The sequence below is a fragment of the Burkholderia sp. AU33423 genome, assembly GCF_002223135.1.
Classification (GTDB): domain Bacteria; phylum Pseudomonadota; class Gammaproteobacteria; order Burkholderiales; family Burkholderiaceae; genus Burkholderia; species Burkholderia lata_D.
The window spans coordinates 763363-782774 of sequence record NZ_NKFH01000007.1 but is presented as its reverse complement, the minus strand read 5'-3'; the positions used below and the strand labels follow the sequence as shown (position 1 = coordinate 782774).

The following is a 19412-nucleotide window of genomic DNA, read 5'->3' as shown; positions in this document are numbered from 1 at the left end:
GCGACGGCGCGTTCGGTCAGATAAACGGCGTCAACAGCATGTCGATCAGCTTGATGCCGATGAACGGCGCGATGATCCCGCCCACGCCATAGATCAGCAGGTTGCGCCCCAGCAGCTTCTCGGCCGGCTCCGCGCGATACTTCACGCCTTTCAGCGCGAGCGGGATCAACGCAACGATGATCAGCGCATTGAAGATCACCGCCGACAGGATCGCCGACGTCGGGCTGTGCAGCCCCATCACGTTCAGCGCGCCGAGCGCCGGGTACGTCGCGACGAACGCGGCCGGGATGATCGCGAAATACTTCGCGAGATCGTTGGCGACGCTGAACGTGGTCAGCGCGCCGCGCGTCATGATCATCTGCTTCCCGACTTCGACCACCTGCATCAGCTTCGTCGGGTTGCTGTCGAGGTCGACCATGTTGGCCGCCTCCTTCGCCGCCTGCGTGCCGCTGTGCATCGCGACGGCCACGTCGGCCTGCGCGAGCGCGGGCGCGTCGTTGGTGCCGTCGCCCGTCATCGCGACGAGATGGCCCTTCGCCTGGTGCTCGCGGATCAGCCGCAGCTTGTCCTCGGGCGTCGCTTCGGCGAGGTAGTCGTCGACGCCGGCTTCCGCCGCGATCGCGGCCGCGGTGAGCCGGTTGTCGCCGGTGATCATCACCGTCTTCACGCCGACCTTGCGCAGCTCGGCGAAGCGCGCGGCGATCCCGTGCTTGACGATGTCCTTCAGCTCGATCGCACCGAGCACGCGGGAACCGTCGGCCACGACCAGCGGCGTGCCGCCGCGTCGCGCGATATCGTTGACCGCCGTCTCGACCGCTTGAGGAAACACACCACCGAGCGCATCGACGTGTGCGCGGATCGCCGACGCCGCGCCCTTGCGCACCTGACGCTCGCCGATGTCGAGGCCGCTCATCCGCGTACGCGCGCTGAACGGCACCGTGATGCTGCCAGCGGTCGCGACCACGTCCAGCGAGAAGCGCTGCTTCGCGAGCGCGACGATCGAGCGCCCTTCCGGGGTCTCGTCGGCGAGCGACGACAGTTGCGCGGCCTCGGCCAGCGCACGCTCGTCCACGCCCGGCGCCGGCCGGAACTGCACGGCCTCGCGATTGCCGAGCGTGATCGTGCCGGTCTTGTCGAGCAGCAGCACGTCGACGTCACCGGCCGCCTCGATCGCGCGGCCCGACGTCGCGAGCACGTTCGCGCGCATCATGCGGCTCATCCCCGCGATGCCGATCGCCGACAGCAGCGCACCGATCGTCGTCGGGATCAGGCACACGAGCAACGCGATCAGCACGGTCAGGCTCACCGCCGTGCCCGACGCGTTCAGCAGCACGCTGAACTGCGAGAACGGCAGCAGCGTCACGCACACGAGCAGGAAGATGATCGTCAGCGCGACGAGCAGGATCGTCAGTGCGACCTCGTTCGGCGTCTTGCCGCGCTTCGCGCCTTCGACCATCGCGATCATCCGGTCGAGGAACGCTTCGCCAGGTTGCGCGGTGATCTTCACGATGATCCAGTCGGACAGCACGCGCGTGCCGCCCGTCACCGACGAGAAATCGCCGCCCGACTCGCGGATCACCGGCGCGGATTCGCCGGTGATCGCCGATTCGTCGACCGACGCGACGCCGTCGATCACTTCGCCGTCGGCCGGAATCGTGTCGCCGGCTTCGACGAGTACGATGCTGCCGGCCGCGAGCTCGTCGCTCGGCACGCGATGGCTGGTGCTGCCGAATTGCTTCGGCTCGTCGAGCACCTTCGCGTACACGCGCTTGCGCGCCGCGCGCAGCGCGTCGGCCTGTGCCTTGCCGCGCCCTTCGGCCAGTGCCTCGGCCGCGTTCGCGAACAGCACGGTGAACCACAGCCAGCACGCGACCGCGAAGATGAAGCCGGCCGGCGCGTCGCCCGTGCCGGTCAGCGCCTGCAACCACAGCACGGTCGTGACGATGCTGCCGAGATACACGACGAACATCACGGGGTTCTTCAACTGCACGCGCGGCGCGAGCTTGCGGAACGCCTCGCGCAGCATGGCCGTCCAGCGCATCGGCGGCACGCCGCCGACCGGCATCGCCACTGGATTGATCGGGGTTTCGATATGGGACATGAGTGACTCCGTGGTTCCTGCTATTGCTTCGCGCCGGCCACGTGGCCGAATGCGCGGTCCAGCGCGAGGTTCAGGTCGAGCACGCGCACGCGCGGTTCGCCGAGCACGCCGAGCTGGCGCGGCAACGCGATCCGGTCGACCAGCGCCGTGACCTGTGCGGCATCGACGCCGCGCGCCTGCGCGACCCGCGCCGCCTGCAGCCGCGCGTTCGCGACCGAGATCTCGGGATCGAGCCCCGATGCCGACGCGGTCACCGCATCCGCCGGCACCGGCGTGCCGGCGGCGAGCGCGTTCTCCTGCCGGTAGGTGCGCACACGCAGCGCGATATCCGCGAGCAGCTTCTTGCTGGTGGCGCCCTGGTTGCTGGCGCCGCTGCCGGCCGCGTTGTACGGCTGGTCGACCGTCTTCGACGGATCGGCCGGATCGGTGCCGACCGTCGCGCTCGGCCGCCCGTGGAAGTAGCCGGCACGCGTGAACTGCTGCCCGATCACCGCCGAGCCGACCGTCGTGCCGCTCTGCTGCACGAGACTGCCGCGCGCCTGCGACGGGAACAGCACGTTCGCGACGACGGTGGTGAGCAGCGGATACGCGATACCCGTGACGAGCATGAACAGCACCGACGACGCGATCACGGGCCGCACGAGGCCGCGCGTCGCCGCGCCGAACGAAGAACCGGGTGCCGGCGCGGCGGCGGCCGCTGCCTGGCGATTGCCTTGCATCATGATGTTTTCCTCAGAACAGTTGGCCGCCCGACATCATCAGGTGCTCGACGATCGGGCCGAGCGCGAGCGCCGGCAGGAACGTGAGGCCACCGACGACCAGGATCACGAAGACCAGCAGGCCGGCGAACAGGCCCGTCGACGTGGACAGCGTGCCCGCGCTTTCCGGCACGCTCTTCTTCGCGGCGAGACTGCCGGCGACCGCGAGCATCGGCAGCAGCGTCAGGTAGCGGCCGATCAGCATCGCGAAGCCGATCGTCGTGTTGAAGAACGGCGTGTTCGCATTCAGGCCCGCGAACGCGGAGCCGTTGTTGGCCGTGCCCGACGTGTACGCGTACAGCACTTCGCTGAAGCCGTGCGGGCCGAGGTTCGCGAGGCTGTCCATCGTCGCGTGCAGCATCGCCGCCAGCGCGGTGAAGCCGAGGATGCTGAACGGATGCGCAAGCACCGCGAGCATCACGAGCTTCATCTCGCGCGCCTCGATCTTCTTGCCGAGGAATTCCGGCGTGCGCCCGATCATCATCCCGACCAGGAACACCGTGAGGATCGCGAACGTGAACAGGTTGATCAGCCCGACGCCGTCGCCGCCGAACACGTTGTTCAGCATCATCTGCGCGATCGGCACGAGCCCGCCGAGCGGCGTCAGCGAGTCATGCATCGCGTCGACCGACCCGGTGGTCGCGGCGGTCGTCACGGTGGCGAACAGGCTCGTCTGCGCGATGCCGAAGCGCATTTCCTTGCCTTCCATGTTGCCGCCCGGCTGCGTGGCGCTCATCTGCTGGTCGACGCCGAGCCCGGTCACGAGCGGATTGCCGTGCTGCTCGGCCGAATAGATCACGGCCAGGAAGCCGACGAACATCACGACGAACGCGGCGAGGATCACCCAGCCCTGGCGGCGCCGGCCGATCATCGTGCCGAGCGCATAGGTCAGCGCGGACGGAATCAGCAGCATCGACAGCATGTGCAGCGTGTTGGTGAGCGGCGTCGGGTTCTCGAACGGATGCGCGGCGTTCATGCTGAAGAAGCCGCCGCCGTTCGTGCCGATATGCTTGATCGATTCGAGGCTGGCCACGGGCCCCATCACGATCTGCTGGCGCGCGCCTTCGAGCGTGGTCGCCCATGCGTCGGACGCGAGCGTCTGCGGCATGCCCTGCCACACGTACACGAGCGCCATCACGAAGCTGAGCGGCAGCAGCACGCGATAGGTCACGCGCGTGAAATCGACCCAGTAGTTGCCGATGTCCACCGCGCTCTTGCGGCTCAGCCCGCGGATGAAGCCGCCCGCGGCCGCGACGCCGGTGGCCGCGCTGACCACCATCAGGAACGTGATGACGGCCATCTGCGAGAAGTTCGACAGGCTGCTCTCGCCCGCATACGCCTGCCAGTTCGTGTTCGTGATGAACGACGCGGCGGTGTTGAACGCGAGGTCGGGGCTTTGCGACGCGCGCTGCAGCGCGTCGAACGGCAGCGTGTCCTGGATGCGCAGCAGCAGGTAGCCGACCAGCATCATCCCGGCATTGCTGAGCAGCAGCACCATGCCGTAGCGCTGCCACGACATCGCTTCGTCGGGATTCACGCCGAGCAGCGCATAGGTACGGCGTTCGACCCACGCGTGGCGCGGGCTCGTAAAGGCGTGCGCGAGCCATTTCCCGACGACGGGCACCAGCGCCAGCATGATCGCGAGAACGATCGCGAATTGAATGAGATTGTTGAACATGTCGACGCTCGCTCAGATCCGGTCAAGGCCGGTGATGAAACCCGCCGTCAAGGCAAAGAACGCGAGCGTGAACAAGATGAAAAGCAGATCGCTCATGACATTCACCGATATTTTCGAATTCCTGTTGAATCGAGCGGATCAATACCGCTCGGGTTTGATCAACGCATGAAACAGATAGATAAAGAGCGCGAGCGACAACGCGCCGGTGATCCACAACATGGCTTTCCCCTTTTTCATATGCGCGGCAACGCCGCGCGATCGTCGGCGCATCGGGCCTTGCCGTGTCGGCGCGGGCCCGTGTGGCGCCCCCATGCTCATCTGGCGAATGGGATGCGACAGTGTAGAAATCCGCGTATCAAAGCGGTGTTCAATTTCCTTACGCGGAGTAAAAAAGCTGTAAAGACGAAAGCCGGTGGCGATGGCGTTTTTATGCGTTCTTTTCAGGGCCAATACGAGTCTATACACCGTATGTTCACCGCGATTCCTAGAATGGGCGACATGTCCAAGACGAGATCTCCGCGGTGCGGAGCACGATCCGACCCGGGGATGCCAGCATGAAACCGACCAGAACCGAAACCGCCGCCTCACGCGATCTGCCGCCCGTTCGTTCGCGGCGTCGGTGCGCTGCCGACGAACTCGTGCTGCTGTCGATCCGCGTCGAATCGGACAACCTCGCCGTCGTGCGGCGCCTGCTGCACCAGGCGGTCGGCACCGCGCTCAACTTCTATACGGCCGCGATCGACAATCGCACCGGGCGCGCATGCATCGAGCTCGAAGTCGCGCGGTCGCAGGCGTCACCCGCCATCCTGTCGATCCTCCGCCTGCTGCCGGCCGCCGAATTCGGCACGATCCGCCTGCTGCAGCACTAGCCGGCCTCCATTGCGGCCGCGCGTGACACGCGTCACGCGCCCGCTCCCCCTTTCATCGATTCGAACGCGCGTTGCCGACGCGAACGCGTGCGGTTCGTCTTCATCACGAGCCGCACACGCTCGCCGCCGGTGCGTGCGCCGGATCGTCGTTCCCGTCGCTACGGGCCTTTCCAGGAAGCACAATCCATGAAAAAAGCAGTCGCCGGTACCCTCTCCCTCGCGTTCCTCAGCGCCGCCGCGCATGCGCAAAGCAGCGTCACACTCTACGGGATGCTCGACGCGGGTATCATCTATACGAACAACCAGTCGGGTAAAAGCGCGTGGCAGCAAGGCAGCGGCCTGCTGTCGAACACGGTCTTCGGCCTGAGCGGCAACGAGGATCTCGGCGGCGGCCTGCATGCGCTGTTCCGCCTCGAAAACGGCTTCAACCTGAACAACGGCACGCAGTCCTACAAGAACACGATGTTCGGCCGCCGCGCGTACGTCGGCCTGCAAAGCGACCAGTACGGCGCGCTGACGCTAGGCCGCCAATACGACGCCGTGGTCGACTACCTCGGCCCGCTCGCGATGGCAAACAACGGCGACGGCAACAACCTCGCGTCGCATCCGTTCGACAACGACAACATCGACGATTCGTTCTACATCGACAACGCGGTGAAATACACGAGCCCGACGCTCGCCGGCTGGCAGTTCGGTGGCCTGTACGGGTTCAGCAACGCGGCCGGCGGCTTCGCGAACAACCGCGCATACAGCGCGGGCGTGTCGTATGCGAACGGGCCGGTCAGCCTCGGCGCCGCGTACCTGCAGCTCAACCGCGGCGGGCTGACGGCCGGCGGTGCACTGTCGACCAACGACGGGCCGAACTTCCCGGCCGTGCGCCAGCGCGTGATGGGCGCGGGCGGCAGCTACGCGTTCGACCAACTGACGGTCGGCGCGCTGTGGACGCATTCGATGTTCGACGAAACGGCCGCGTCTTCGCTGCCCGGCGCGCTGAATGCGCTGCGCTTCGACAACTTCGAGGTCAACGCGCGCTATGCGCTGACGCCGGCCGTCTCGTTCGCGGGCGCCTATACGTTCACCAACGGCCGCTACGACGACGCAACCGGCAGCCATCGGCCGAAATGGCATCAGGTGACGCTGATGGCCGACTACGCGCTGAGCAAGCGCACCGACGTGTACGCGGAAACCGTCTACCAGCACCAGTTCGGCGTGCCGGCGGGCGCGACGCTCGGCTTCGCGAACGTCACGGGGCTCGCGGCTTCGTCGACCAACACGCAGGTGGTCGGGACGGTGGGCATCCGGCATCGGTTCTGACCGCACGCCAGCCGCCCAAGGCCGGCCGCTCTGTGCAATCCCGCATGGACGCGCGCCGGCCGAACAGGGATCATTCGGGAAATCCGGGCCCGCGCGTCCGCGAAACCGGTACACTCGGCGCCGGGCGCGCGCCGGATCGGCATTCGGCGGCGGGCCGCTGCCGACTCTGGAATCGTGATCCCATGACCACACCGATCTATCAGGAAATCAAGGACTTCATCCTCGCGCGCATTCATGCCGGCGAATGGGCGGAAGGCGACCAGGTGCCGTCGGAGAACGAGCTCGCGCGCGAATTCAACGTCGCGCGGATGACCGTCAACCGCGCGCTGCGCGAGCTGACCGCCGAGCAGGTGCTCACGCGCACGCGCGGCTCCGGCACGTACGTCGCGTCGCCGAAGTACGAATCGACGCTCGTCGCGATCCGCAGCATCTCGGACGAAGTCGCCGCGCGCGGCCACGGCTATCGCGCGCAGGTGCTGCAGGTCGGCGCGGCCGTCGCCGATGCGAAGCTCGCCGACGAGCTGCAGATCGACACGGGCAGCCCGATCTTCCATTCGCGCGTGCTGCACTTCGAGAACGACACGCCGGTGCAGCTCGAGGAGCGCTGGGTCAATCCGGCCTGTGCGCCCGAATACGCGTTGCAGGACTTCACGACGACGACGCCGAACCAGTACCTGACGCGCGTCGCGCCGCTGCAGCGCGTCGAATACCGGATCGAGGCCGCGATGCCCGACGCCGAAACGCGCCGCCACCTGACGATGGACGACCGCGAGCCGTGCCTGCTGCTGCATCGGCGCACGTGGTCGCAGGGGATGGTCGCGTCGGTCGCCAATCTGTGGCACCCGGGCAGCCGTTACCGGTTCACCGGGCATTTCTGAGGTGGATGCGCGGGCTTACCGCGCGCCCGGCTGCCCCCATCGCTCGATTGCACTGACGGCCCGCTTCAACCCTTCTTCTTGCTTAATGCACGCGCAGAGTTCGATCGCGCGCGCCTTCGTTTCGTCCCGTTCGGCAAACGCGATGGCCCGCGCCAGTGCGGCGGCGTCCACGCGTCGCCCCGCCACCGGCGCATCCGCCACGCCGAGCCTGTGCAGCCGGTTCGCCCAGAAGAACTGATCGCCCGCGAACGGCACGACGACCGACGGAACGCCGGCCCGCGCGGCCGAATGCGAAGTGCCCGATCCGCCATGATGGATCGCCGTCGATACGCGCGGGAACAGCCAGTCATGCGGCGTATCGCCGATCGCGTGAACGTTCGCCGGCAGCATCGACGCGTCGATACCGCTCCAGCCCGGATAAAACAGCGCGCGCCGGCCGGCGAGCGCACGCGTCAGCGCATCGACCATCGCGGCGCGATCGAAGCCGGCCATACTGCCAAAACCGATGTACACGGGGCGATCGCCCGCTTCGAGAAAGGTCGAGAGGTCAGACGGCGGCGCCCAGGCATGCGCATCGATCCGCCACTGGCCGCACGCCTGTACATTCGACGGCCAGTCGCCCGGGCCGGACAGCAGCGCCGGCGATACGCCGTACAGCATCGGATGATCGGTCCACACATGCTTGCGCGGCGGCAACCCGCACACGCTCGCTCGTGCCGCATTCGTCGCCTTCCTGAACGCCTGCCACAGCAGCGCGTTCACGAACCGGTGGCTCGCGCGATTCAGCCAGCGCGGCAACTTCCCCGGCGGCAGGAACGGCGACGCGAATTCGGCGGTGGGTGTGATCGGGATCGTGCCCGTGCCGATCGCCGGCACGCCGCGATACTCGGCGACCGACAAGCCGACGAACGATGCGAGCCCCGACACGAGAATCGCGTCGCAGCCTTCCGACGCATCCGCGATTTCGCGCATCCACGCAGCCGTGTTCGCATTGGCGATCGCCGCAAGCGCCTTCGACGTGTCGTTGAAACCGCCGCGCCCGCGCACCGCATCGGCCAATGCGCCATCCGGCGCAATCGCCCTGCGGATATCGCCGGACAACGACGCCGACGGTACGCCCAGCACCGCGGCCGACCCGAGCGTCGCCGCATCGGCCAGCAGCCGGACATCGTGGCCGGCATCGATCAGCGCACGGCCGAGCGCCGCAAGCGGGCGCGTGTCGCCTTCGGTGCCGTAGGTGGCGATGACGAGTTTCATGCGTGACTCCTCGTACCCGGCTGGAACGGGTGGATTCAAAAAAATGCACGTCGTATACTAATGCAACTTGTGCACTTTCAGTCAATCCCCCGCCATGACGACTCCGACCGACGATCCGGGCCGCCGCGCACGCAAGCGCATCCAGATGCTCGCGCATCTCGCCGCCACCGGTGCACGCCTGTTCGACGCGCACGGCTATGAAGCCGTCACGATGGAACAGATCGCCGCGCAGGCCGATGTCGCGAAGCGCACGCTGTACAACCACTTTGCAACGAAGGAAGCCGTGCTCGCGCACTGGCTGGAGGGTGAACTCGCACGCGATCTCGCGCATCTGCAGCGCGACGTCGCGCGGCGCAAGACCTTCGCGTCACGCATCGGCTGCGTGCTCGATGCATCGGCTGCGTGGTGCGAGCAGCATCCCGCTTACCTGCTCGCGTATCTGCGCCATCGCTTCCTGAGCATCGGCGCGGTCGAACCGGCAAGCGGTGGGGAGAACGGCAGCGATATCACGCGCGTGTGGCAGCAACTGATCGCGGCCGGGCAGCAATCCGGCGAACTGAACGGCACGCTGCGGGCCGACCAGCTCGCGACGTGGTTCCATCACCTGTATCTCGCGGCGATGCTGCGCTGGCTGACCGTGCCGGGGCTGTCGCTGAAACGGGAGTTTCAGGCGGTCGCGAAGTTGTTCGTCGAAGGCGCGAAAGCGAAAGGCTGAGCGGCGCCGGTGCGCGGTGAGCGATGGCCAGTGGCCGGTCGGGCGCTCGCCGGGTGCAAGCACCCGGGCACGAGGAGCGAGCGGCACGAAGACGGTCGACGCGGCGTTTCCGGCGAATACGGCACGATAGACGCGTCGCGCGGCACAGATGCATTTTTACGACGAACGCACGCATCGCATGCCAAATTTCCCGTGCAGCAGTATGCTGACGTCGTACGGCCGCGCACGACGCCTCGGGTAATCCCTTCGTTTGCACGTTGTCGCGCCGCCGTCGCGACCGCAATCATGCGTTGCAAGGAGGGTTGTGATGGCTACCACGCATCAGCACTTCCACCTCGAACTACGGCACGCCACCGCGCCGACCTATTTCATCAGCTACCTGTTCCCTGCGTTGTTGTTCGTGTACGAACTGCTGCGCATCGGCCAATGGATCCGCGATCACGGGATGCAATTCGCCGCGTTCAAGCAGATGGGTTACGAGTATCTGCTGATGTTGCTGTTCGTCGGACTGCAGATCGTCGTCGAGGCGATCTTCCTGCTCGGCGCCGCGATGCGTCGCGACAATCGCGACTTCGAGCACCGGCTGCCGAACGTGGTCCTCGGGATCGGCCTCTCGATCGCCGTGCTCGCGATCGACCTCGCCATCCAGCTCGCGTTCTGACGACCGGCGGGCGCCTGCCCGCCGGTGGCTGCAGGGCTCAGGCGAGCGCGTCGCGCAGGAACGTCGTCACGGCGGCCAGCACGTCGTCCGTTCGCTCGCGGTGCGGCATGTGCCCGCACTGGCCGAGCAACAGATACGACGACGGCCCCGCGACGCGCGCGGCGATCCGCTTCGGATGCACGTCGGACCCGTATTCGTCGTCTTCGCCGTGAATCGCGAGCGTCGCGCATTGCACGCGCGGCAAGTCGTCGTCGAGATTCCAGTCGCGAAAAGCCGGCGACAGCCACGTGTCGACCCACGCGCGCAGCACCCACTCGGCCTTGTCGCCGTGATAGCGCGCGAGCCGGTCGAGCTGGCCCGGTTCGTCGAACTGCTGCCCCGCGTCGCGGATGCCGGCCAGCGTGCGATCCTCGACGAATGCCTGCGCGGCGATCGTCACGAGCGCGCGGCAACGCGCCGGATGCGCGGCCGCACACCCGACCGCCATTCCGCCGCCAACGCTGTGCCCGAACGCGACGAACGCATCGACGCCGAGCTGCTCCAGTACCGCGACGAACGCATGATCAGCCTCGTCGCGCACGAATGTCGTGCCGAGTACCTCCGGATGACGATCCGAACGACCGAAGCCGAGTCGATCGTAGGCGATCACGTCGCGCTGCGTGGCGCGCGCAAGCTGCGCGGGAAAGTCGCGCCACAGTTCGACGCAGCCGAGCGAATCGTGCAGCAGGACGATCGGTGCGTGGTGCTTCGACGCCCCCGCCGCCTGTTGCGTTGGCCCCCCGCGCCAGCGTTTCGCGAAGAGGCGCCCTTGCGGCGTCTCGACGGTTGTCTCCTCGATCGGGATATCGGTCATGTGTGTGTCGTCTGCATGAAAGCGGCCGCCCCTCGGCGGCCGTATCGGATACTGCGATGTTGGCCCGCCCCCGCACGCAGCGTCAAGCAAGCCCCCACCGCCCGCGCGTTCATTCGGGCTGCGGCGGCAGATACTCCATCTGCGCCTCGTCGTACAGCCGGTAGATCAGCGCCTGCATCGCGCGGAGATCCTCCGATTCGTCGAGCATCCGCATGCTCATGATGATCGGCGACACGAGGTTCGGGTCGTCGAGCGGCTTGTAGCTGATGTCGTCGCGCTTCAGCCCGTACACGCTTTGCGGCACGACCGACACGCCCTCGCCCATCGCGACGAGGCCGAGCGCGATCTGCAATTCGCGCGTCTCGTAGATCTTGCGCGGCTGCAACGCGCGATCGTGAAAGGCCGCGAGCACCTGGTCCGCATAGCTCGGGCGCGGCGCCTTCGGAAAGATGATCAGCGTGTCGTTCACGAGATCGTGCAGCGACAGCACGGGCTTCGCGCTGTCCAGCACATGGCCGACCGGCAGCGCGACGATCATCCGCTCCTCGCGCAGCACGACGCGCCGCACGCTCGGATCCTCGTGGCGGATGCGCCCGAACCCGACGTCGATGCGCCCTTCCTTCAGCGCCTTGATCTGGTCCATCGTCGACATCTCGTGCAGGCTCAGCTCGACCGCCGGATACTCGCTGCGAAAACGCCGGATGATCTTCGGCAGCATCCCGTACAGCGTCGAACCGACGAAGCCGACCGACATGCTGCGCTCGATCTTGCCGACCCGCTTCGTCATCGATTCGAGTTCGGTCGTCTGCGCGAGCAGCTGCACCGCGTGTGAATAGAAGAAGCGGCCCGCGTCGGTCAGCTTCAGCGGCCGCGCATTGCGCTCGAACAGCGGCACGCCGAGCGCTTCCTCGAGCTGCTGGATCTGCCGGCTCAGCGGCGGCTGCGCGATATGCAGCCGTTCGGCCGCCCGCGTGAAATTCCGCTCTTCGGCGACCGCGACGAAGTAGCGGAGGTGTCTCAACTCCATGTTCGATGCCTCCCGCGCAACGATCCGGCGTTCAACCCGCGCCGGATGATGTCGTCACGATACCGCAGGCGGCGCAAACCGCCACGCGCGCGGCCCCGCGCCGCCCAAAGCAAAACGGGAAGCCCGCGGGCTTCCCGTTGTTCGATCGCCGCCGCGACACGGCGGCGCAACGCGCCGTCCGTCACACCTCGGTCGCGTAGAGCGCGTCGCGCTGCGCATCGCTCAGCGAGTCGAGCGGCACGTCCGGCAATTGGTAGCAGATCATCGTGCCGTACAGCTCGGCGAGGCAATTGCTGCCGGCGTCGAGCGCGTAGCCGTCCTCGCCGTCCGGCGCCGGCGGGTACACTTCGCGCCACGCATTGATCGCGGCTTCGAGTCGCACGATGGAAACGGGTCCGGCCTTCCGCTCGGCGGGTGATGCGCTCATGGATTCCTCTCGGTTGCGCGCTCCGCGGGCCGTATCGGCCCGGATGGAACGATGAAAACGCCGGGCGTTTCGCCGGCCGCCGCATGTCGCGCGCGCCGGATGCCGATCCGCGCGGCGCGCCTCGCGCCGGCCGGGCGGTGGCCCGGTAGGGTCGGGCAATATAACCGGCTTTGACCCCGTGCAGGCAAAAGCCGGGCAAAAAAAAACGGGAAGCGCGAGGCTTCCCGTTTTCGTCGTACGTCACGCGGCCACGTGCCGCGCCCGCGTCAACCCGCGGTTTCGCGGTTCGCCACCGGCTGCCGCTGCGCGCCGCGGCTCGCGGCGATCCACGGCGCGATTTCCATGTCTTCGTAGCGCACGAAGCGGCTCTTCTTCAGGAACCGGAAACCGAGCCACACGACGAGGAACAGCGGAATGCCGACATAGGTCGCGGCGACGCCCGCCCAGTCGATCCGGTTCGCGAGGAACGCCTGATAGTCCTGCCCAAGCGCGATCACGAGGCACAGCACGAACGCGAACAGCGGGCCGAACGGGAACCACTTCGACTGGTACGGCAGCTGGTCGAGCGCGTAGCCCTGCTTCACGTAGCCCTTGCGGAACCGGTAGTGGCTGACCGCGATGCCGAGCCATGCGATGAAGCCGGTCATCCCCGACGTGTTCAGCAGCCACAGATACACGGTCTTGTCGCCGTACAGCGACGTGAAGAAGCACAACGCGCCGACGGCCGTCGTCGCGTACAACGCGTTGCGCGGCACGCCGCCCGCCGATAGCTTCGCGAAGATCTTCGGCGCACGGCCTTCGGTCGCGAGGTTGTAGAGCATCCGCGTGGACGCGTACATGCCCGAGTTGCCGGCCGACAGCACGGCCGTCAGGATCACCGCGTTCATCACGCCGGCCGCGAACGCGAGGCCCGCGTGGCGGAACACGAGCGTGAACGGGCTCACGCCGATGTCGGTCACGTCCGTCTTCAGCAGGTTCGGGTCGGTATACGGAATCAGCACGCCGATCACGAAGATCGCGAACACGTAGAACAGCAGGATGCGCCAGAACACCTGGCGCACCGCGCGCGGGATCGTCGTGCGCGGGTTTTCCGATTCGCCGGCCGCAACGCCGATCAGCTCGGTGCCCTGGAACGAGAAGCCGGCGATCATCGCCACACCCATCAGCGCCGGCAGGCCGCCCGCGAACGGTGCGTCGCCGATCGTCAGGTTGCCCCAGCCATTGCTCGGCGCGCCCTTCAGAATGCCGAAGATCATCAGCAGGCCGACGCCGATGAACGCAACCACGGTGACGACCTTGATCAGCGCGAACCAGTATTCGGCTTCGCCGAAGCCGCGCACGGTCAGCGCATTGAGCAGGAACATCACGCCGAGGAACGCCGCGCTCCACCACACGCCCGGCACGTCCGGAAACCAGTAATGCATCACGAGCTGCGCGGCGACCAGTTCCACCGCGATCGTCACGGCCCAGTTGTACCAGTAGTTCCAGCCGAGCGCGAAACCGAAGCCTTCGTCCACGTATTTCGCGCCGTAGGTCGCGAACGAGCCCGACACCGGCATGAACGCGGCCATTTCGCCGAGGCTCGTCATCAGGAAATAGACCATCAGGCCGATCGCCATGTACGCGACCATCGCGCCGCCGGGGCCGGCCTGCGAGATCGACGCGCCGGACGCGACGAACAGGCCCGTGCCGATCGAGCCGCCGATGGCGATCATCGTCAGGTGGCGCGCCTTCAGCGCGCGATGAAGCTTGGGTGGGTTCGCTGACGAACCGGATGGGTCGGATTTCGGAATTGCGGACATAAACGAGACGAACGTTGAGCGGGCCGGCATCCGTAGCCGGCGCATGCGGAATCGGAGCGCGGTGCGCGTCCTGCGATGCATTCGATGCGGCCCCGATACGCGTTGCGCGGCGGGCGCCTGCGGCGAAGCGCGGATTCTACCTGATTCGTCACGAGGAGAGCTCAGGTGGCGCCGCCCGCCGCCGCCGCGGAGATTTCGCAGAATCAAGGGGTTGGCCGCGTCGAAGCGGGCCGTCGTCGCAGGTCGGCTCAAAAAACCCCGCCCCGTGGATGGTTATTCGATTCTCCGATCCGCCCGGTGTTTCGCCACTGTCCCGTCGCAATCCGCCCGATACCGCGCCGGCATGCATAATCGCCAGGTAATCGCGGGATTATTCAGACAATACAACCGATATCGACGATTGATTCAAATCAAATCACCCGCATGACAAGCGGTAACGATGCGTAATGGTTTGGAATCGTCGGTATCCGCATGCATGTTTTGCATGTGCAGGCGAATGTCCGGAATTCGCGAGATAATGCGGCCCGATTCAAAATAAACAGCCACGGAATCGCCCACGACGCGAAATCCGCCGCCCGCCCCCATCGAGGATGAAGTCATTCACGCTGCCCGCCGCGCTGCGCCGCCATACCGCGTCGATCGTGGCACGCATTCTGTCGCCCCGCGGCGTACTCGTGGCGGGGATCGTGCTGCTGATGTTCAGCTGGGGGCTTTCCACGTCGCTTCTAATCGAGGCGCGGCGCGATGCATACGATCATGCGGTCGAAAATGCACGCAACCTGATGCTGCTGATCGAACGCGATATCGCGCGCAATATCGAGCTCTACGATTTGTCGCTGCAGAACGTCGTCGACGGCATTACCGATCCTGAACTGGCGACGCTGCCCCCGCACCAGCGCCACCGGCTGCTGTTCGACCGCGCGGCGACCGGCGAGTATCTCGGGTCGATCTTCGTGATGGATGCGCACGGCAATATCGTGATCGATTCGAGCGCGTCGCCCGCCCGGCAAGGCAATTTCGGCGACCGCGACTATTTCGCCGTGCATCGCGACCAGCTCGCCCAGGGCCTCTACATCAGCCGGCCGTATGCGTCCCGGCTGCGCGGCGGCGCATTGACGATCGCCCTCAGCCGCCGGATCAACCGGCCCGACGGCGCGTTCGCCGGCATCGTCGTCGGCACGCTCAGCATCGACTACTTCCGCGCGCTACTCGACGGCCTGGCGGTCGGCAAGCACGGCAGCGCGGCGATCGTCGAGGACAACGGCACGCTCGTGTCGCGCCTGCCGTACGACCCGCACGTGGTCGGCCTCGACCTGCACAACTCTCCGCTGTTCATCGAATCGCAGCGCGCCCGCGACGGCGCGCTGACCGGGGTCGGCGCGATCGACGGCATCCGGCGCATCTATGTTTACAAGCATCTCGCCGCCCTGCCGCTGATCGTCGACGTCGCGCCCGCCGAGATCGACATCTACACGTCGTGGCGCCACCGCGCGATCTGGACCGTCGTGCTGATGTGCCTGTTCACCGGATTCATCGCGTGGGGGTCGCTGGCGCTGTCGCGCGAACTGAAGCGCCGCCAGGTCGCCGAATCGAAGCTGTACCGGCTCGCGCACACCGATGCGCTGACGGGGCTCGACAATCGCGGCACGTTCGACACGGTGCTCGCGAAGGAGGCGCAGCGTGCGTCGCGCAGCGGCCGCCCGCTGTCGGTGCTGTTCGTCGACGTCGATCACTTCAAGGCATTCAACGACTATTACGGCCATCCGGCCGGCGACGACGTGCTGCGGCGCGTCGCGCAGACCGCGTCGCGCTGCCTGCGCCGCGACAGCGATCATGTCGCGCGCTACGGCGGCGAGGAATTCGTCGTCACGCTGCCCGACACCGATGCGCCAGGCGCGCTGACCGTCGCCGAGGGCATCCGGCGCGCGATCGCGGCGCTCGACATCGAGCACGCGAAAAGCCCGTACGGGCGCGTCACGGCGAGCATCGGCGCGGCGACCGCCACCGACGGCCGCGTGAACGCCGCGACGCTGCTGCGGCGGGCCGACGAGGCGCTGTACCGCGCGAAGTCCGGCGGCCGCAACCGCGTGCTGGAGGCGCAACCGAGCACCGCCGGCGCATGACATCGACGTGATGTGACTTGAAATCGCGCGGCGGCCGGCCGGGCCGGATGACCGCGCGGTGGACAGGTTTCCCGCGTTCGGTTAGCGTGACTTCTGCTGCGCACGCGGCGCGGCGCCGGCCCGCGCAGGCCGCCGTGCGCATTCCGGCCACTCCCGTTCCGCCATGACCACCCCGCTCCCTACCCGGCTGCCGCCGCTCCTGCGCAACGCGCTCCGCCCGCTGCTCGACCCGTACCGCCGCTACCGGCACGCGAAGCTGATCCATGCGGCGCGCGTCTCGCTCGCGATTCTCGTGTCGATCGCGCTGTCCACCGGCCTGAACGTGCCGCACGGCGAGTGGTCGACGATCACCGTGCTGATCGTCGTCGGCGGGCTGCAGCACCACGGCAACATCCGCAAGAAGGCGGCCGAGCGCGCGCTCGGCACGTCGATCGGGGCGCTAGCCGGGCTCGGGCTGATCCTCCTCTACTCGTTCCTGCACGCGCCGTTCGCGATCTACCTGCTGATGGCGCTCGCGTGCGGTATCTGCGCGTATCACGCGATCGGCAAGGCCGGCTACATCGCGCTGCTGTCGGCGATCACGATGGTGATCGTCGCCGGGCACGGCGACAACGAGATCGTCGACGGCCTGTGGCGCGCCGTGAACGTGCTGGTCGGCATCGCGATCGCGCTGGCGTTCTCGTTCGCGTTGCCGCTCTACGCGACCTATTCGTGGCGCTACAAGCTCGCCGACGCGCTGCGCGCGTGCGCGGCCGTGCATGCGCGGCTCGCGGGCGACCGCCAGGTCAGCGACGACGCGCACCTGAAGGAAATGGCCGCGCTGAGCGCGCTGCTCGTGCAGTTGCGCTCGTTGATGCCGTCGGTGTCGAAGGAATGCGAGACATCGATGCCGCAGCTCGAGGCGATCCAGCGCAGCCTGCGCCTGTGCATCGGCTATCTGGAGATCCTGTCGAGCGCGGTGCCGGCCCGCGACGACGTCGCGGCCCGCGAATACATGCGCGTCGACATGAAGGCCGTGAACCGGCGCATCCGCGACACGCTGGTTGGCGCGAGCCGCGCGCTCAAGTTCGGCACGCCGAGCCGGCTCTCGCCGCGCCGCCGGCCGGCCGACCCACCGCACGTCGCGCCGCCGCCGCAGTTGTCCGGCTACGTGTCGATCACGGCCAAGCTGGCCGGGGAAGTCGACCAGCTACGCGAGAAGCTGCTCGACACCGCGCAGTCGTGGAATATCTGACGTCGGCGGGAATCCGGGCCTTGCGCGCCCGTCTTTCATATACCTTTCGGCTCAGCCGATCGGCATCCTGACGGCGGGCCGCCTCGCCCGTCAGCCGATCCGGCCCCGGAAGCACGGCCCGCGGCCGGGCTCGTCGATGCCTGTTTCTGCCGCGATGTCGCACCGGCGAGCGCGGTGTTCTCCACCCGGTTAACCGCCCGCCAGGCCCGCCGCGACAGGCCCGACGACGGTTCCGCGCGAAAATCAGCCCTTGCCCCAACCTCCCGGACAGCCGATACTCGCATATTCCGCGAAATACGATCCCACCGGCTTCAATCCACGGTAATTCCTATGAGCACGATTCTCGAAAGCCTCCCGACCGGCCAGAAGGTCGGTATCGCCTTCTCCGGCGGCCTGGACACCAGCGCTGCACTGCACTGGATGAAACTCAAGGGCGCCGTCCCGTACGCATACACGGCGAACCTCGGCCAGCCCGACGAAGACGATTACGACGCGATCCCGAAACGCGCGATCGAATACGGCGCAGCCGGCGCCCGCCTGATCGACTGCCGCGCGCAGCTCGTCGCCGAAGGCATCGCGGCGCTGCAAAGCGGCGCATTCCACATCACGACGGCCGGCGTCACGTACTTCAACACCACGCCGATCGGCCGCGCCGTGACGGGCACGATGCTCGTCGCCGCGATGAAGGAAGACGGCGTCAACATCTGGGGCGACGGCAGCACGTACAAGGGCAACGACATCGAGCGCTTCTACCGCTACGGCCTGCTCGTGAACCCGGATCTGAAGATCTACAAGCCGTGGCTCGACCAGACGTTCATCGACGAGCTCGGCGGCCGTGCCGAAATGTCCGAATTCATGAACCAGGCCGGTTTCGCGTACAAGATGTCGGCCGAGAAGGCCTACTCGACCGATTCGAACCTGCTCGGCGCGACGCACGAAGCGAAGGATCTCGAAAGCCTCGAAAGCGGCATCAAGATCGTGAACCCGATCATGGGCGTCGCGTTCTGGCGCGACGACGTGAAGATCGCCGCGGAAGAAGTGACGGTGCGCTTCGAAGCCGGCCAGCCGGTCGCGCTGAACGGCGTCGAGTTCACCGACCCGGTCGAGCTGCTGCTGGAAGCGAACCGCATCGGCGGCCGCCACGGCCTCGGCATGAGCGACCAGATCGAGAACCGCATCATCGAGGCGAAGAGCCGCGGCATCTATGAAGCCCCGGGCCTCGCGCTGCTGTACATCGCGTACGAGCGCCTCGTCACCGGCATCCACAACGAAGACACGATCGAGCAGTACCGCGAGAACGGCCGCCGCCTCGGCCGCCTGCTGTACCAGGGCCGCTGGTTCGACCCGCAGGCGATCATGCTGCGCGAAACCGCACAACGCTGGGTCGCACGCGCGATCACCGGCGAAGTGAAGATCGAACTGCGCCGCGGCAACGACTACTCGATCCTGAGCACGAAGTCGCCGAACCTCACGTACCAGCCGGAACGCCTGTCGATGGAGAAGGTGGCGTCGACGTTCTCGCCGCGCGACCGGATCGGCCAGCTGACGATGCGCAACCTCGACATCACCGATACGCGCGACAAGCTGCGCGTGTATTCGCAAGTCGGGCTGCTGACGCCGGGTGAGGCGTCGGCGCTGCCGCAGATCAAGGGCGACGAGAAGTAAGTCGCTTCGCTCGACGCCGTATCGCATCGATGGATGCGGTACGGCCGGGC

At 67.0% G+C, this 19412-nt stretch carries 18 protein-coding genes; 8 read left to right on the top strand and 10 right to left on the bottom strand.

Annotated elements, in window-relative coordinates; translation table 11 throughout:
• Window positions 1-16: 16 nt before the first annotated feature.
• The 4 genes from kdpB to kdpF all read right to left on the bottom strand — a co-directional run bounded on the left by kdpB (window position 17) and on the right by kdpF (window position 5002).
• Window positions 17-2065: a potassium-transporting ATPase subunit KdpB gene (gene kdpB, locus CFB50_RS22075; RefSeq protein WP_089448391.1), complete on the bottom strand. Its 2049-nt coding sequence runs from the start codon at window positions 2063-2065 to the stop codon at window positions 17-19.
• 56 nt (window positions 2066-2121) lie between these two features.
• Complete coding sequence (kdpC, locus tag CFB50_RS22070) at window positions 2122-2823, bottom strand: potassium-transporting ATPase subunit KdpC (protein ID WP_179254212.1); 702 nt, start codon at window positions 2821-2823, stop codon at window positions 2122-2124.
• A gap of 10 nt (window positions 2824-2833) precedes the next feature.
• On the bottom strand, window positions 2834-4537 hold the full coding sequence (gene kdpA / locus CFB50_RS22065) for a potassium-transporting ATPase subunit KdpA (RefSeq protein ID WP_089447249.1): 1704 nt from the start codon (window positions 4535-4537) through the stop codon (window positions 2834-2836).
• A 138-nt stretch (window positions 4538-4675) separates the two neighbouring features.
• A complete protein-coding gene (kdpF, locus tag CFB50_RS39830; RefSeq protein WP_217481555.1) occupies window positions 4676-5002 on the bottom strand; it encodes a K(+)-transporting ATPase subunit F in 327 nt (108 codons plus the stop codon).
• Window positions 5003-5091: 89 nt separating this feature from the next.
• Between kdpF and CFB50_RS22055 the strand changes: the two genes are divergently transcribed.
• From CFB50_RS22055 to hutC, 3 genes are all read left to right on the top strand, one after another.
• Window positions 5092-5406, top strand: a complete 315-nt coding sequence (locus CFB50_RS22055) for a hypothetical protein (RefSeq protein ID WP_083266060.1) — start codon at window positions 5092-5094, stop codon at window positions 5404-5406.
• A 186-nt stretch (window positions 5407-5592) separates the two neighbouring features.
• Window positions 5593-6720 (top strand): porin, encoded by a 1128-nt coding sequence (locus CFB50_RS22050; protein ID WP_089447247.1) that lies wholly within the window; start codon window positions 5593-5595, stop codon window positions 6718-6720.
• Between the two features lie 182 nt (window positions 6721-6902).
• Window positions 6903-7598, top strand: coding sequence for a histidine utilization repressor (gene hutC / locus CFB50_RS22045; RefSeq protein WP_089428141.1), 696 nt, complete (start codon window positions 6903-6905; stop codon window positions 7596-7598).
• Between the two features lie 15 nt (window positions 7599-7613).
• Here the strand turns inward: hutC and CFB50_RS22040 are convergent, their stop codons facing one another.
• Window positions 7614-8855 (bottom strand): glycosyltransferase, encoded by a 1242-nt coding sequence (locus CFB50_RS22040; RefSeq protein ID WP_089447246.1) that lies wholly within the window; start codon window positions 8853-8855, stop codon window positions 7614-7616.
• A gap of 94 nt (window positions 8856-8949) precedes the next feature.
• On the opposite strand from CFB50_RS22040, the gene CFB50_RS22035 reads away from it, so the two are divergent.
• Both CFB50_RS22035 and CFB50_RS22025 read left to right on the top strand, forming a co-directional pair.
• Window positions 8950-9570 (top strand): TetR/AcrR family transcriptional regulator, encoded by a 621-nt coding sequence (locus CFB50_RS22035; RefSeq protein WP_089447245.1) that lies wholly within the window; start codon window positions 8950-8952, stop codon window positions 9568-9570.
• Window positions 9571-9877: 307 nt separating this feature from the next.
• Window positions 9878-10231 (top strand): hypothetical protein, encoded by a 354-nt coding sequence (locus CFB50_RS22025; RefSeq protein ID WP_089447244.1) that lies wholly within the window; start codon window positions 9878-9880, stop codon window positions 10229-10231.
• Between the two features lie 37 nt (window positions 10232-10268).
• Here CFB50_RS22025 and CFB50_RS22020 read toward each other — a convergent pair whose 3' ends face one another.
• From CFB50_RS22020 to CFB50_RS39590, 5 genes are all read right to left on the bottom strand, one after another.
• Window positions 10269-11084: an alpha/beta fold hydrolase gene (locus tag CFB50_RS22020; RefSeq protein WP_089447243.1), complete on the bottom strand. Its 816-nt coding sequence runs from the start codon at window positions 11082-11084 to the stop codon at window positions 10269-10271.
• A 109-nt stretch (window positions 11085-11193) separates the two neighbouring features.
• Complete coding sequence (locus CFB50_RS22015) at window positions 11194-12111, bottom strand: LysR family transcriptional regulator (RefSeq protein WP_069250953.1); 918 nt, start codon at window positions 12109-12111, stop codon at window positions 11194-11196.
• A 181-nt stretch (window positions 12112-12292) separates the two neighbouring features.
• Complete coding sequence (locus CFB50_RS22010; RefSeq protein ID WP_043178075.1) at window positions 12293-12538, bottom strand: DUF3717 domain-containing protein; 246 nt, start codon at window positions 12536-12538, stop codon at window positions 12293-12295.
• 266 nt (window positions 12539-12804) lie between these two features.
• Window positions 12805-14340, bottom strand: a complete 1536-nt coding sequence (locus tag CFB50_RS22005) for an amino acid permease (protein WP_069250952.1) — start codon at window positions 14338-14340, stop codon at window positions 12805-12807.
• Window positions 14341-14745: 405 nt separating this feature from the next.
• Window positions 14746-14940: a hypothetical protein gene (locus CFB50_RS39590; protein ID WP_179254211.1), complete on the bottom strand. Its 195-nt coding sequence runs from the start codon at window positions 14938-14940 to the stop codon at window positions 14746-14748.
• Between CFB50_RS39590 and CFB50_RS22000 the strand changes: the two genes are divergently transcribed.
• The 3 genes from CFB50_RS22000 (at window position 14931) to argG (ending at window position 19362) form a co-directional block, all read left to right on the top strand.
• Entirely contained in the window at window positions 14931-16463 is a 1533-nt protein-coding gene (locus CFB50_RS22000) for a GGDEF domain-containing protein (protein WP_089447242.1), read from the top strand. The two genes, CFB50_RS39590 and CFB50_RS22000, sit on opposite strands and share 10 nt — an antisense overlap.
• Before the next feature lie 163 nt (window positions 16464-16626).
• On the top strand, window positions 16627-17697 hold the full coding sequence (locus tag CFB50_RS21995) for an FUSC family protein (RefSeq protein WP_089447241.1): 1071 nt from the start codon (window positions 16627-16629) through the stop codon (window positions 17695-17697).
• Between the two features lie 330 nt (window positions 17698-18027).
• On the top strand, window positions 18028-19362 hold the full coding sequence (argG, locus tag CFB50_RS21990; RefSeq protein WP_069250949.1) for an argininosuccinate synthase: 1335 nt from the start codon (window positions 18028-18030) through the stop codon (window positions 19360-19362).
• Window positions 19363-19412: the final 50 nt, after the last annotated feature.

What these genes read in the sequence shown, in the direction of transcription:
- kdpB (WP_089448391.1), bottom strand. Translation starts at nt 2,065, where the DNA reads ATGCCGGTCGGCGGCGTGCCGCCGATGCGCTGGACGGCCATGCTGCGC.
- kdpC (WP_179254212.1), bottom strand. Translation starts at nt 2,823, where the DNA reads ATGATGCAAGGCAATCGCCAGGCAGCGGCCGCCGCCGCGCCGGCACCC.
- kdpA (WP_089447249.1), bottom strand. Translation starts at nt 4,537, where the DNA reads ATGTTCAACAATCTCATTCAATTCGCGATCGTTCTCGCGATCATGCTG.
- CFB50_RS22055 (WP_083266060.1), top strand. Translation starts at nt 5,092, where the DNA reads ATGAAACCGACCAGAACCGAAACCGCCGCCTCACGCGATCTGCCGCCC.
- CFB50_RS22050 (WP_089447247.1), top strand. Translation starts at nt 5,593, where the DNA reads ATGAAAAAAGCAGTCGCCGGTACCCTCTCCCTCGCGTTCCTCAGCGCC.
- hutC (WP_089428141.1), top strand. Translation starts at nt 6,903, where the DNA reads ATGACCACACCGATCTATCAGGAAATCAAGGACTTCATCCTCGCGCGC.
- CFB50_RS22040 (WP_089447246.1), bottom strand. Translation starts at nt 8,855, where the DNA reads ATGAAACTCGTCATCGCCACCTACGGCACCGAAGGCGACACGCGCCCG.
- CFB50_RS22035 (WP_089447245.1), top strand. Translation starts at nt 8,950, where the DNA reads ATGACGACTCCGACCGACGATCCGGGCCGCCGCGCACGCAAGCGCATC.
- CFB50_RS22025 (WP_089447244.1), top strand. Translation starts at nt 9,878, where the DNA reads ATGGCTACCACGCATCAGCACTTCCACCTCGAACTACGGCACGCCACC.
- CFB50_RS22020 (WP_089447243.1), bottom strand. Translation starts at nt 11,084, where the DNA reads ATGACCGATATCCCGATCGAGGAGACAACCGTCGAGACGCCGCAAGGG.
- CFB50_RS22015 (WP_069250953.1), bottom strand. Translation starts at nt 12,111, where the DNA reads ATGGAGTTGAGACACCTCCGCTACTTCGTCGCGGTCGCCGAAGAGCGG.
- CFB50_RS22010 (WP_043178075.1), bottom strand. Translation starts at nt 12,538, where the DNA reads ATGAGCGCATCACCCGCCGAGCGGAAGGCCGGACCCGTTTCCATCGTG.
- CFB50_RS22005 (WP_069250952.1), bottom strand. Translation starts at nt 14,340, where the DNA reads ATGTCCGCAATTCCGAAATCCGACCCATCCGGTTCGTCAGCGAACCCA.
- CFB50_RS22000 (WP_089447242.1), top strand. Translation starts at nt 14,931, where the DNA reads ATGAAGTCATTCACGCTGCCCGCCGCGCTGCGCCGCCATACCGCGTCG.
- CFB50_RS39590 (WP_179254211.1), bottom strand. Translation starts at nt 14,940, where the DNA reads ATGACTTCATCCTCGATGGGGGCGGGCGGCGGATTTCGCGTCGTGGGC.
- CFB50_RS21995 (WP_089447241.1), top strand. Translation starts at nt 16,627, where the DNA reads ATGACCACCCCGCTCCCTACCCGGCTGCCGCCGCTCCTGCGCAACGCG.
- argG (WP_069250949.1), top strand. Translation starts at nt 18,028, where the DNA reads ATGAGCACGATTCTCGAAAGCCTCCCGACCGGCCAGAAGGTCGGTATC.